This window comes from Janthinobacterium sp. BJB401 (genome assembly GCF_013372745.1).
Lineage (GTDB): Bacteria > Pseudomonadota > Gammaproteobacteria > Burkholderiales > Burkholderiaceae_D > Janthinobacterium > Janthinobacterium rivuli.
This window is the reverse complement of the sequence record NZ_JABXFH010000028.1, coordinates 23318-36554: the sequence shown is the minus strand read 5'-3', so window position 1 is coordinate 36554 and position 13237 is coordinate 23318. Positions and strand designations below refer to the sequence as shown.

At 62.0% G+C, this 13237-nt stretch carries 12 protein-coding genes; 1 reads left to right on the top strand and 11 read right to left on the bottom strand.

Translation table 11 applies throughout. The features are described from left to right. Positions 1-33 precede the first annotated feature (33 nt). From yajC to queA, 3 genes are all read right to left on the bottom strand, one after another. Complete coding sequence (gene yajC, locus HWE17_RS17945) at positions 34-366, bottom strand: preprotein translocase subunit YajC (RefSeq protein ID WP_035822846.1); 333 nt, start codon at positions 364-366, stop codon at positions 34-36. Positions 367-562: 196 nt separating this feature from the next. Next, a complete protein-coding gene (gene tgt / locus HWE17_RS17940; protein ID WP_035822848.1) occupies positions 563-1702 on the bottom strand; it encodes a tRNA guanosine(34) transglycosylase Tgt in 1140 nt (379 codons plus the stop codon). A 1-nt stretch (position 1703) separates the two neighbouring features. Continuing rightward, entirely contained in the window at positions 1704-2759 is a 1056-nt protein-coding gene (gene queA, locus HWE17_RS17935) for a tRNA preQ1(34) S-adenosylmethionine ribosyltransferase-isomerase QueA (protein WP_176389664.1), read from the bottom strand. A 178-nt stretch (positions 2760-2937) separates the two neighbouring features. Here queA and recG point away from each other — a divergent pair, with 178 nt between their 5' ends. Then, positions 2938-5040 (top strand): ATP-dependent DNA helicase RecG, encoded by a 2103-nt coding sequence (recG, locus tag HWE17_RS17930; RefSeq protein ID WP_176389663.1) that lies wholly within the window; start codon positions 2938-2940, stop codon positions 5038-5040. A 109-nt stretch (positions 5041-5149) separates the two neighbouring features. On the opposite strand, the gene HWE17_RS17925 is transcribed toward recG, so the two are convergent. From HWE17_RS17925 to HWE17_RS17895, 8 genes are all read right to left on the bottom strand, one after another. Next, positions 5150-5641 (bottom strand): transposase, encoded by a 492-nt coding sequence (locus tag HWE17_RS17925; protein WP_176389662.1) that lies wholly within the window; start codon positions 5639-5641, stop codon positions 5150-5152. Between the two features lie 214 nt (positions 5642-5855). Beyond that, positions 5856-5981: a hypothetical protein gene (locus HWE17_RS28720; protein ID WP_255206293.1), complete on the bottom strand. Its 126-nt coding sequence runs from the start codon at positions 5979-5981 to the stop codon at positions 5856-5858. Then, positions 5981-7195 carry an MFS transporter gene (locus tag HWE17_RS17920; RefSeq protein ID WP_080698372.1) on the bottom strand — a complete coding sequence of 405 codons (1215 nt, stop codon included), beginning with the start codon at positions 7193-7195 and terminating at the stop codon, positions 5981-5983. Before HWE17_RS17920 ends, HWE17_RS28720 begins: the two co-directional genes overlap by 1 nt. Before the next feature lie 11 nt (positions 7196-7206). Then, the gene (locus HWE17_RS17915) at positions 7207-8196 is read right to left on the bottom strand and encodes a Gfo/Idh/MocA family protein (protein ID WP_176389661.1); all 990 of its coding nucleotides are present in this window, start codon (positions 8194-8196) and stop codon (positions 7207-7209) included. Between the two features lies 1 nt (position 8197). Then, positions 8198-9016, bottom strand: coding sequence for a DUF3025 domain-containing protein (locus HWE17_RS17910; protein WP_176389660.1), 819 nt, complete (start codon positions 9014-9016; stop codon positions 8198-8200). 6 nt (positions 9017-9022) lie between these two features. Then, positions 9023-10087: a dihydroorotase gene (pyrC, locus tag HWE17_RS17905; RefSeq protein ID WP_035822857.1), complete on the bottom strand. Its 1065-nt coding sequence runs from the start codon at positions 10085-10087 to the stop codon at positions 9023-9025. A 119-nt stretch (positions 10088-10206) separates the two neighbouring features. Further along, entirely contained in the window at positions 10207-12342 is a 2136-nt protein-coding gene (locus HWE17_RS17900; RefSeq protein WP_176389659.1) for a dynamin family protein, read from the bottom strand. 47 nt (positions 12343-12389) lie between these two features. Next, positions 12390-13229: a hypothetical protein gene (locus HWE17_RS17895; protein WP_176389658.1), complete on the bottom strand. Its 840-nt coding sequence runs from the start codon at positions 13227-13229 to the stop codon at positions 12390-12392. Positions 13230-13237 lie beyond the last annotated feature (8 nt).

The window sequence follows — 13237 nt, the reverse complement described above, 5'->3', positions numbered from 1 at the left end:
GTCTGTCATTGCAGAAGCAATGACAGCGAGGAATTACAGTGCCTTCAGGGTGCCTTTAGGCAGCAAGGTGGTAATGGAGCTCTTTTGCACCGTGATTTCGGTGCCGGCCGCCACTTCGATGGTGACGTAAGCGTCCACTACCTTGACAACACGGCCCAGCATGCCGCCGGCGGTGACGACTTCGTCACCCTTGGCCAGCGCGTCCATCATCGCCCGTTGTTCTTTGGCGCGTTTTTGCTGTGGGCGGATCATCAGGAAATACATGACCACGAACATCAATACCAGCGGCAGGAAGCTGGTCAGGTTGCCGCCGAGGCCCAGGGCTTCGGTTGGGGCTTGCGCATAAGCGTTGGAAATGAAAAACACGGTGACTCCAGTTCTAATCAGTTTGAAAAAATAGCGCTGTATTCTAGCATTGGCTATACGTCATAACCCGAATTGCAGCCATGGCAACTTTAAATGGGGCTAAAAAAGCATTATGCAATGCTTTATCGCCCCAGTCCAAGCACCAATACACAAAACTTCCGGCCATGCCGCCGCCGGGACGCAAGCTAAGGTTTTCTTAAGTTCCGCGTGCGCGTTCCGCATGGAATTGCAGCGTAAACGCGTGGAAACGGTCTTCGTCCAGCGCTTCGCGCATCTGGCGCATCAGGTCCAGGTAGTAATGCAGGTTGTGGATGGTATTCAAACGCGCGCCGAGGATTTCCTTGGAGCGGTGCAAATGGTGCAGGTAGGCGCGCGAGAAATTGCGGCAGGCGTAGCAGCTGCAGGTCTCGTCCAGCGGCGCCTGGTCTTCCTTGTACTTGGCGTTCTTGATCTTGATGTCGCCAAAACGGGTGAACAGCCAGCCATTGCGGGCGTTACGCGTCGGCATGACGCAGTCGAACATGTCGATGCCGTTCGAGACACCGGCCACCAGGTCTTCCGGCGTGCCCACACCCATCAGATAATGAGGTTTGTTGGCCGGCAGGCGCGGGCCCACGTGGGCCAGCATGCGCATCATGTCTTCCTTCGGCTCGCCGACGGACAGGCCGCCGATGGCGATGCCGGGGAAATCGATTTCTTCCAGCTTGGCCAGCGATTCGTCGCGCAGCATTTCGAACATGCCGCCCTGCACGATGCCGAACAGCGCATTCGGGTTTTCACCGCGGTGGAACTCGTCCTTCGAGCGCTGCGCCCAGCGCAAGGACATGCGCATGGACTTGGCCGCTTCCTCGATGGTGGCCGGGCGGCCCTGGATTTCGTATGGCGTGCATTCGTCGAACTGCATGACGATGTCGGAATTCAAGACGCGCTGCACCTGCATCGACACTTCCGGCGAGAGGAACAATTTATCGCCATTGATGGGCGAATTGAAATGCACGCCCTCTTCCGTGATCTTGCGCATGGCGCCCAGCGAAAACACCTGGAAACCGCCCGAATCCGTCAAAATCGGCTTGTTCCAGCCCATGAAGCCATGCAAGCCGCCGAATTTTTCCATGACGGTGTTGCCAGGACGCAACCACAGGTGAAAGGTGTTGCCCAAAATGATCTGCGCGTCGATCTCGTTCAGTTCCAGCGGCGACATGGCTTTCACGGAGCCGTAAGTGCCCACTGGCATGAAGATCGGCGTCTGCACGACGCCATGGTTGAGTTTCAAGGTGCCGCGGCGTGCCTTGGTCAGGCCGCTCGTATCGGTCTTGAGTAGTTTAAATTCCAGCATGTCAGTCTTTCACGGGAGTATCAAGGTTCAACGGAGCGCGCGATTGCGTGGTGAGCAGCATCGCGTCGCCATAGCTGAAGAAACGGTAATTCTGCGCGATCGCATGCGCGTAGGCGCTGCGGATCGGCGCATAGCCGGCAAAGGCCGACACCAGCATCAGCAGGGTCGACTTCGGCAAATGGAAGTTGGTGATCAAACGCGTCACCGTTTTAAACGCATAGCCGGGCGTGATGAACAGGGCCGTATCGGCGCTGCCCGCCACCAGCTGGCCGCTTTGCGAGGCCGATTCCAGCGCGCGCAAGCTGGTCGTGCCGACGGCCACCACGTCGCGCCCGGCAAGTTGGGCGGCGCGCACGGCGTCGACGGTTTCCTGCGGCATGGTGTACCACTCGGTATGCATCTTGTGTTCGGCCAGCACTTCCGTGCGCACGGGCTGGAAGGTGCCCGCGCCCACGTGCAGGGTCACATAGGCAAAGTTGACGCCCTTGGCCTTCAACTGGTCGAGCAGGGCCTGGTCGAAATGCAGGCCGGCCGTCGGCGCGGCCACGGCGCCGGGCACCTTGTTGAAGACGGTCTGATAGCGCGTTTCGTCGAATTCGTCCGCATCGTGTTCGATGTACGGCGGCAGCGGCAAGCGGCCATGCGCCTCGATCAGCTCGAACACGTCGGCCTCGAAGTGCAAGGTAAAGAATTCGCCGGCGCGCTGGCCGACCGTGACATCGAAGGCATTGGCCAGGCGGATGCGGCAACCGGGCGGCGGCGACTTCGACGCGCGCACCTGGGCCAGCACGGTACGGTCATCGAGCACGCGCTCGACCAGCGCCTCGATCTTGCCGCCGCTTTCCTTGACGCCAAAGAAGCGCGCCTTGAGTACGCGCGTATCGTTCATCACCAGCAGGTCACCCGCCTGCAACAGCCCGACGATGTCGGCAAAGCTGCGGTCGACCAGGGCGTCGCCGTCCAGATGCAACAGGCGCGAGGCGCTGCGCTCGGCCAATGGAGTTTGCGCAATGTTTTCTTGCGGCAAATTAAAATCGAAATCGGAAAGCGAATACATGCGTTTTGCTTCAAAAGTACGTCAAAAATGATTAGGAGTGCGCAATGGAACATCTGGCACTATACTGTGCGCCTATACAGGCATTACAATAATCCGCCGCAACAATTTACAACTGCGGTACGCACAGGGTGTGCCGGACAACCCTCTATTTTACGCTAGCGGCACCAAAACCTTGCATATGTCCGATCCAAAGCCCGATCTTCCTCCCGCAGCCAAGCCGGCCGCGAAGCCGAAAGCCGTCAAAAAAGTGGTCAGCACGGAAAGCCGGCTGGCCAAACTGGGCTTGCGCACGGATATGGACCTGGTGCTGCACCTGCCGATGCGCTACGAGGACGAGACCAAGGTCTACACCATACGCGACGCCTGCCTGCGCGGTGGCGAGTCGTGGCAAGTCGAGGGCATCGTCACCAAGTGCGAAGTCAATTTCAAGCCGCGCAAGCAATTGCTGGTGACGATCGCCGACGAAACGGGCAATTTGCTGCTGCGCTTCATGAATTTTTATGGCAGCCAAGTCAAGCAGCTGGCCGAGGGCACGCGCGTGCGTGCGCGCGCCGAACTCAAACACGGCTTTTTCGGCGCCGAGATGGTGCACCCGACGTATAAGGTCGTCAACGAAGGCGCGCCGCTACCGACGGCCCTGACGCCCGTGTACCCGTCCGGCGAAGGCCTGTCGCAGCACGTGCTGCGGCGCGAGATCGCCGACGCCATGCGTCGCATCGACTGGCAGGACACCTTGCCGGACGAGCTGTTGCAGCAGATGCAGCTGTCGCCGTTCCGCGCCGCCGTGCACCTGCTGCACTATCCGCCGCAGGACATCGATGAAAGCGCGCTGATGGACCGCTCGCACCCGGCCTGGGTGCGCATGAAGTTCGATGAACTGCTGGCGCAGCAGCTGTCGCTCAAACGCGCCCAGCGCGCGCGCCGCTCGAAGGGCGCGGCCTCCCTGCCCATCGTCGGCAATTTATCGAATGCCTTCGGCGCCGCCCTGCCCTTCAAGCTGACGGGCGCGCAGGCGCGCGTGCTCGAGGAAATCCGCGCCGATCTGCACCAGCCGTACCCGATGCAGCGTCTGCTGCAGGGCGACGTCGGCAGCGGCAAGACGGTCGTCGCCGCGTTGTCGGCCACGCAAGCGATCGACAGCGGCTACCAGGCCGCGCTGATGGCGCCCACGGAGATTCTGGCGGAGCAGCACTTCCGCAAGATCGCCGCCTGGATGGAGCCGCTGGGCGTGAAGGTGGCGTGGCTGACGGGCAGCCTGAAGAAAAAGGAAAAGACGGCGGCGCTGGCCCTGATCGAATCGGGCGAAGCGCAGCTGGTGATCGGCACGCATGCGCTGATCCAGGACAACGTGCTGTTTGCCAAACTGGGCCTGGTCATCGTCGACGAGCAGCACCGCTTCGGCGTGGGCCAGCGCCTGACCCTGCGCAACAAGGGCGACAGCGCGGCCGTGCCGCACCAGCTCATGATGTCGGCCACGCCGATCCCGCGCACCCTGGCCATGACGTATTACGCCGACCTGGAAGTGTCCGTGATCGACGAGCTGCCGCCCGGACGCAGTCCCATCGTCACGCGCGCCGTCGACCAGAACCGGCGCGATGAAGTCATCGCCCGCGTGTATGCGGCCGCGCTGGAAGGGCGGCAGGTGTACTGGGTCTGCCCGCTGATCGAGGAGTCGGAAGCGCTGCAGCTGCAGACGGCCACCGACACCTACATGATGCTGGCCGAAGCCCTGCCCGCGCTGCAGGTGGGCCTCGTGCACGGCCGTTTGAAACCGGCGGAAAAGCAGGAAGTGATGGATGCCTTCATCGCCGGGCATATCCACGTGCTGGTGGCCACCACCGTTATCGAGGTGGGCGTCGACGTGCCGAACGCCTCGCTGATGGTGATCGAGCATGCCGAGCGTTTTGGCTTGTCGCAGCTGCACCAGCTGCGCGGCCGCGTGGGCCGCGGCACGGCGGCCAGCGTCTGCCTGCTGCTGTACCAGGGTCCCTTGGGCGGCGTGGCGCGCCAGCGTTTGATGACCATGCGCGAGACGACGGACGGTTTTGAAATCGCGCGCCGCGACCTGGAAATCCGCGGCCCCGGCGAATTCCTCGGCGCGCGCCAGTCCGGCCAGGCCATGCTGCGCTTCGCCGACCTGGAAACGGATCAATGGCTGGTAGACCAGGCCCGCGACGTGGCGCACGATTTGCTGCACGCCACCACGGCCGCCGCAGCGGCCACCGTCGAAGCGCACCTGGCGCGCTGGCTGGGTGGGAAAGAGGAATTTTTGAAGGTGTAGCTCTTACATTGCATGTCGGATTACGCGCTTTGCGCTAATCCGACCTACTCACGACGCAAACGGTAGGTCGGATTAGCGTAGCGTAATCCGACAACATTGTTGACCCCGCCTACTCCCGCCCGACACCCGCCACATCCACACCATCTCCGCCCCAATCCGCGGCACACCATCCCTGCCTTGCATACCGGTGAAAACTGGAATACGGCCAATCGATGGCTTTACTCACAAGACCATGCTTGACGGGGTTGTAGTGGATGTAATCGACGTGGTTTGCGAAGTCGCTCTCGTCACGCAGCACATGCTCCCAGAAGCGGTGCTGCCAAACGTCTTTAAATTCTGCATGCTTGCTGAACCACGTCTTGATCAGCCTCCAGCGCGTCATGAAATCGGCATCACTATCCGGCAAGGTCCAGATGCAGTGCAGATGGTCAGGCAGGATGACGATGGCATCGATAGCGAATGGCCGTTTATGGCGCACGGCGCGGAAAGCGTCGCGCAGCAAATTCACGGCTGTTGTCGATGAAAAAACAGGCCGGCGGTGGGCCGTCACCACCGTGAAGAAAAAGCTGCCGCCTGGCTGGGATGCGCGTCGGTATCGCATGGTTTCGCATAGTTTCCGAGGATTGTCGGATTACGGCCTTCGGCCTAAGCGCCGTTGGTATTGTTTATTTTCGGGTGTTGTCGGATTACGGCCTTTGGCCTAATCCGACCTACGCGATATACGCGGCGGCAGGTCGGGTAGGTCGGATTAGCGTAGCGTAATCCGACTCATAGCGTAATCCGACTTTTCACAAAGCGCATTGCGCCCGCGCAGCCTACATGCACATCCAGAAGCGGTTCGCCAGGTCGAGCATGAAGTCGGGGCGCAGATAGGCCAGGAAGACGAGGGCCAGCAGCGCGGCGCCAGCCAGACGCCACAGCCATGTGCGCCAGCTGGCCATTACGCGGCCACCGCCACGCGCTTGACGGCGCGCTCGTCGATGGGCAGGTTGATCAGCGCGGCCAGCAAGCCCAGACCGATGGTGATCATCCACACGATGTGGTAACTGCCCTGGTGCTCGTACAGATAGCCGCCCAGCCAGGCACCGAGGAAACTGCCCACCTGGTGCGAGAAGAACACCATCCCGGCCAGCATCGACAAATGCTTCACGCCGAAGATGCCGGCGATGATGCCGTTCGTCAGCGGCACGGTCGACAGCCACAGCACGCCCATGCCGGCGGCGAACAGGTACACGGACCACGCCGACAATGGCGCCAGCAGGAACGCAGTGATGACCACGGCGCGCGTCACGTAGATGGCCGACAGCAGGTAGCGCTTGGCGATCTTGCCGCCGAGTTTACCAGCGTAGTAGGAGCCGACGATGTTGAACAGGCCAATCAGCGCCAGCGCCGTGACGGCGACGTTCGGGTTCATCAGGCCTTGATCCTTCAGGTAGGCCGGCAAGTGCACGCCGATGAAGACCAGCTGGAAACCGCAGACAAAATACCCTGCCAGCAGCAGCCAGAACGAACGGCTGGCGATGGCTTCGCTGAAGGCGGCGCCCACGCTTTGCTGCGGGCCGCTGGCGTGTGAGACGGGCGGCTCGCGCAGGTAGAAGGCCATCGGGATCATGGCCAGCAGCACCAGCGCGGCCAGCACATAAAAGGCGTTTTGCCAGCCCACGGCGGAGATCAGCTGCTGCTCCACCGGCATCATCAGGAACTGGCCGAACGAGCCAGCCGCCGACGAAATGCCGAAGGCCCACGAGCGCTGCTCGGGCGGCGCGCTACGGCCGATGATGCCGCTGATGGCGCCAAACGCCGTGCAGGCCAGCGCCAGGCCGATAAAGATGCCGGAACCGACGATGAACAGGGTCGGCTGCGTGACGAGCGCCATCCACACGAGGCCCGCCATGTAGCTGATGGCGCCGACGATGACGACGCGCATGGTGCCGAAACGGTCGGCCGCCATGCCGGCGAACGGGCCGAAGACGCCCCACATCAGGTTTTGCATGGCCAGCGCCAGCGAATACGTTTCGCGCGTCCAGCCATTCGCTTGCGAGATTGGCTGCATCCAGAAGCCCAGGCCGTGGCGCACGCCCATCGCCAGGGTCAGGACGACGCCGCTGGCGATGAGAACAGTTTTCAGGCTGGGACGGGATGAGTGCAATGTCATGGGGTTCCTGTTTACGCCTGGTCGGCTTGGTAGACGAGGCCGATCTGGCGGCGCATGGTGTCAAGGTTGTGCATCAGCGCCACGCTGTCGGCGTGCGGCATGAGGGGGCTTTCCAGCAGGCCGGCGCGGATGCAGCGCATCGCTTCGATGGCCTCGTGCGCATAGCCATTGCCCAGGTGCGGCGCGGCGACAACGCGGCGTGCGCCATCCATCGCTTCGACGATCAGGTGGTCGGGCTTGTAGAAACGGCTGGGCAGGCGGATGCGTCCCAGGCTGCCGGAAATGGTCATTTCCGTCGGCGTCTGCGCGCGCAGGCTGCAGGCGCAGGACGAGGTGCCGCCGCCGGCGTGCAGCAGCGAAAACACGACCTGCTCATCGACACCGGTGGCGCCCATCTCGGCCAGCGCCTGCACCTGCGTTACGGGGCCGAGGAAGAAGGCCGCCATCGACAGCGGATAAATGCCCACGTCGAGCAACGCACCGCCACCCAGTTCCGGGTTGAACATGCGGTGTTCGGGCGGGAAATTGGCGACAAAGCCGATATCGGCCTGCACCTGCTGCAGCACGCCGATCTCGCCGCTGGCGATGATTTGCTGCGCTTCCTGCACGGCGGGCAGGAAGCGGCTCCACATGGCTTCCATCAAAAACAGCTTTTTCTCGCGCGCCATGTCGACCACGGCCTGCGCTTCGCGCGCATTCATGGTGAACGGTTTTTCGCACACGACGTGCTTGCCGGCGGCCAGGCACAGCAAGGCATTTTCAGCATGCAGGGTGTGCGGCGTGGCGATGTAGATCACGTCCACGTCAGGGTCCATGGCCAGCGCCTCGTAGGAACCGTGGCAATGCCCGATGCCGAATTCGGCGCCGAAAGCCTGTGCGCCAGCCTCGCTGCGCGAGGCGACCGCCACCAGTTGCGCACCGGGCGCGTCACGCAAGCCATTGGCCATCGCGCGGGCGATCTTGCCGGTGCCGAGGATGCCCCAGCGGACGGTATTTTCCATGCTATTGATCTCTTTCTGCGCCAGCCACCTTGCGCTTCGGGCGGAACACCGCCGCGTCATTGTAAAAATCGTCGTCCTGGCCTTCGCACCAGCCGGGCAAACCCAGTACGGGCAGCGGCGTGAAGTCCGCCGTGGTGAGGCCTTGCTGCGCCAGGTCTTGCGCCACCCGCTCGTCGAGCCAGGCGCGGCGTGCCGCATCGTCGAGCGCAAAGTAGGCGTCGCCGGCGAAGATCACGCGCGTGTGCGCCGTGATGGCCTTGCGCGGCGCTACCAGTTTTTCCATCAGCGCGTGGCCAAACAGCCAGACATCGGCGTCGCCGCCCGCGCCAAATTTGTCGCGCTGCGCGATGAACGCGCTGCGCCAGTCGTGCCCGCGCAAGGCCGCGTCCAGCGCGCGCCCTGCGTCGCTGTCGCGCAGCACCACCAAGGCGGAGTTCTCGTCAAAGATCGTCGCGCCATCGCGCGCGGGACCACGCGATTTTCCGACGCCGGACAGGGCGATCTGCGCCGCCTGCAGCGCGTTCAATTGCCGCTTGATGCGGGGGAAGGTGAGCCACACGAGCGCGTTGAAAAAATCGTGCAGATTGTCGCGCGTGGGCACGCCGCCCGTCGCGCCGATGAACTCTTCGTAGGCCACGCCTTCGGGCAGGTCCGCTTGCGGCACGAAAGCCAGCGGCAGGCCGGTGGGATTGCGCAAGTCCAGCGCCCGCGCCCGTGCGTTCAGCGCGGCAATCACCGTGTCGCGCTGCAGATCCAGCTGCCGTCGCGCCGGCAGCACCGTGGCAAACCAGGGGCGGGTCCAGTCTATCGATGGCAGCATGAACGCTTAGACCATTTTCCAGTTGATCTGCTCGCCCGCGTTGAGCGGAATGACATGGCTGTCGCCCAGCGGCAGCGAGGCCGGCAAGGTCCAGCTTTCGCGCTTCAGGGTGATGGTGTCCGTGTTGCGCGGCACGCCGTAGAAAGCCGGGCCGTGGAAGCTGGCAAACGCTTCCAGTTTATCGAGCGCGCCGGCCCGTTCGAACGCTTCCGCATACATTTCCATCGCGTGCAGGGCCGTGTAGCAGCCGGCGCAGCCGCAGGCCATTTCCTTGGCGCCCTGCGCATGCGGCGCCGAATCCGTGCCGAGGAAGAATCGCTCATCGCCGCTGGCGGCGGCCGTCATCAGTGCCAGGCGGTGCTCTTCACGCTTCAGGATGGGCAGGCAGTAGTAATGGGGGCGGATGCCGCCCTTGAAAATCTCATTGCGGTTGTACAGCAGATGATGCGCCGTGATGGTGGCGGCGATCGGGCCTTCCGCTTCGGCCACGTACTGCGCCGCATCCTTGGTGGTGATGTGCTCGAACACGACGGACAGGGCCGGGAAGGCGCTGCGCAGCGGACGCATCACGCGCTCGATGAAGACGGCTTCGCGGTCGAAAATGTCGATTTCCGGATCCGTCACTTCGCCGTGCACGAGGAAGGGCATGCCCACTTCCTGCATTACTTCGAGCACCTTGTAGCAATTCTTCAGATCCGTCACGCCCAGGTCGGAATTCGTCGTGGCGCCAGCCGGATACAGTTTCACGGCCTGCACGATGCCGCTATCTTGCGCGCGGCGGATTTCGTCGGGCGAAGTGTTGTTCGTCAGGTACAGCACCATCAGCGGATCGAAGTTTACGCCTTGCGGCACGGCGGCCAGGATGCGCTCGCGGTAGGCGCTGGCATCGGCCGTGGTGGTGACGGGCGGTTTCAGGTTCGGCATGACGATGGCGCGGCCGAACTGGCGCGCGCTGTGCGGCAGCACGCTGGCCATGACGGCACCGTCGCGCAGGTGCAGATGCCAGTCATCCGGCCGGGTGATGGTGATGGAAGATGGAACGGCGACTGGGGTGTGATCGAGTGTGGACATGGCGGCTGCTCTCAGGCGGTCATTGCGAATAGCGCCATTTTACCAGTCGCGGGGCAGCCTTTGCCGGCCAGTCACCCGCCTGGGCGATAAGCGGTTTCAGGTGCCTGACCGCTTGATTGTCAGGCTTGAGTCTCAAGGGTGGCAAGCACGCCGGCCGCGAGCACGGCAATCCTGGCGCCAATCGCGAGCTCATTTTCCTTGTCTGCAAACGCCTGCCGCAAGGACGACAACTCCTGCCGTAGATCCGCCACCATTTGCTGCTCCAGCGAGGCACGAACGCCATCGAGCTGCTGACACAACTGCGCTACGCCAAGCTCAAAAGCACTACCAATATCCTGGAAGACATCCTGCAAGGCTTGGGTCAGCGACGCCCTCAAGCGCGCCATATGCTCGGGGTCACGTATTTCACCCTTGAAACGGCTACCGATACCGGCACCGATACCGCTGACCTCCAGTTGCAGCTCGGGTAACACCAGGCGCTCCATCGACGCTTGCAAGGTTCGGCGAAAGTGGCCTGGATCGAAAGCCGCATCATCGGTATCGAGGGCGCGTAACAATGCGCTGCGCAAGGCAGCCAGCAGTTCCCCGCGGTTGACGACGCGGGCGAAAGCCTGCTCGATATCGGCGGCGCTGGTGCGGCCATACGTCAACACTTGTTCCACAGCATCGGCCGCAGCCATATATGTATAGCTGCTGGTATAGCTGCGATAAACGGTCTCGGTATTGCCCCAGGAAAAAGGGTTATACCAGCGCGAGGTGCTCACTTCATGCGATGTGGTATGGGTTTCCGTTCCCGATTTTTCTTTCAGGTTGGAAAAGTCGGCCATGGCGCCTTTCAATTGCGCCAGCATGGTGTCTCTGGTGCGCCGTGCGGCCTGTGTATGCTTGTCAATTTCCTGTGTCAGGCAGGTGACGATATCGGCGATACGGTGCTCACAGGCCTGGCGCTGGCGCTCCAGGGTGGCAAGATCGCCTGTTTGCAGTTGCTGGGCGCGCCGTTGCACCGCATCCGTCAACTCACGCAAACACATGCCGAGTTCACGCCGTGCACGCGGCAAGACGTCCTGGCGCTGCTGCTCCAGCAGGTCGTGCTTGTCGAGCCGTGCCTGCTCATATGCGGCCTTGAGCGCATCAAAGTTGGCCAGCCGGGCCCAGTCTTCGTTGCTGATGACTGCGCCATTCCAGCATTGCCTTGCCATCGCCTGCATCTGGCCATGCACATGATGCATGTTCTTGTTCCAGCGATGCTCCGGCCAACTGGCAAAGCCATGCGCAAAGGTACTGGCAAAGACGGGCGCACGCAGGCCATGGAGCATGGCCGCCAGTTCGCCACGGCCTTGCGCCTGGCGTTCATTGGCAAGCTTGTCCATTGCCTGCGCCGCACGCCGCGACAGCCGCGACTTGATATTATCTTCGGTGGCGGCGAGCGAGCTGCGGTCATAGCCATCATCGAGCAGCACGGAATCGTACTGCCCGGCGACCAGTACGATGCGCTTGACGCCTTTGCCTGGCAATTGCAGATGCAGCAGATCGGTATCGGACTGATCCAGGAACTGGCTGCAGCGCGACAGGAAAAACACCACGTCGCACTGCGCCATGTATTCCTTGGTCTTTTGCGTGCGGCTGATCACCGGATCATTCATGCCCGGCGTGTCGACAAGATCGAGCCCGCGCAGTTCCTCCATGGGCAGTTCAAGGCTGGTGGCCTTGACCAAGGCCGTATAGCGGCCGTTCTCGCCTGCGTAGTCATTGAGCGGCAGCTGTTCCGCATGCGTGGCGACCAGCCGCTCGCTGCCCTTGTCCAGGGTGGCGGCGATATCGACACCACTGTCACGGGCCATGCTGACCAGTTCACGCGCGACCCTGGCGCCATCGTCTTGCGCCACGCCTGCCGCCATGTCAACGACACCGGCCCATTCCTGCGGGCTGTAGTATTCCACCGTCAGCACCGGCGCCGGGCCATGCGCAATGCGCGTCAGATTGGCCGTCTTCGGCGTGGCAGCTTCGGGCAGCACGGGGCGGCCATCAAACAGCAAGGCATTCAGAAAGCTGCTTTTCCCTGCCTTGACCTGGCCGATGATGCCGATGCTTAAATGCTGCCGTGCCTCGTCGAAGCGTGTCATTTGCGTCAGGAAATCCTGGCGCTGTACGCCAAGCGCACTGATTTCGTGCTGAAAATGCGTGCTGCGCCAGGCTTCCAGCGCTGCGCACACGCCGTTGAGCTGGCGCTCGAAATCCATCAATTGATGATTCATTCAATTCTTCCTGCGATGATAGGTATGGGGAAAGCTGATGCAGCACCTTACGGTGCGACTGCGGGGATCCCCACGGCCTCGCGCCACACCGCATAGGCTGGCGAAAAAGGCAGGAATGAGGCAGCGAGCTCGCCGCCTTTCAGGAAGTCCCCCTTTTTCAATAGTACTTTGTGCAAGTAGCCCGCCCGCCTGCTGCTCGCTTTTCGGACAAGCATTTTTTCACCTTGAGCAATCTCATTGGAGATCAAAATCAGTTGCTCCGCGGCCAGCATTTCGCCGGGTTGAGCAAATTGCTTTTCAACCTCAAAGCCATGAAAAAGCATGCTGCCAGATCCGCCGGAAACGTGGTTTTTTTGCCCGCTGTGCATAGTGACAAAAACGGAAACAAAGCAGTTCTCAGGCAACGCCGTATCAAACGGCAGACCCAATATTTTCGATGCCCAGAAAGTCAGTACCAGCAATTCATCCTCGGGCAGCTGCAACAATTCGGCCAGCTCTGACAGCAAAGTCAGCTGCGGTTGCGACAGCGGGCCGTCCAGCCGGCACAGGACCAGGACGTCGAGCATGAAGCTGGACGCCAGTTGGTGCTGCTGGACCGCCTGCAAGAATTCACGCAGGCTATCCCGGTTCAGATCGGCGGCCATCTGCCAGACGGTATTTCGCCGCTCAGCCAGCCCCAGCGAGGTCAGCAACATATCGAACAAGCGGCCTTCCGTCTCGCTGATGGGTTGATCGGCCAACAGCGTCGCGGCCACGGCGCTGGCATGGCACAGGCGCGTATATTCATCGCAGGCGATTGCAAAATGCGGCGGCAAGGGAAACATTTCCACTTTGAGGGCATCGGTATCGCGCAGCAATCGCGGCAAGTCAAAATGATGGGAATTCATGATTTTTC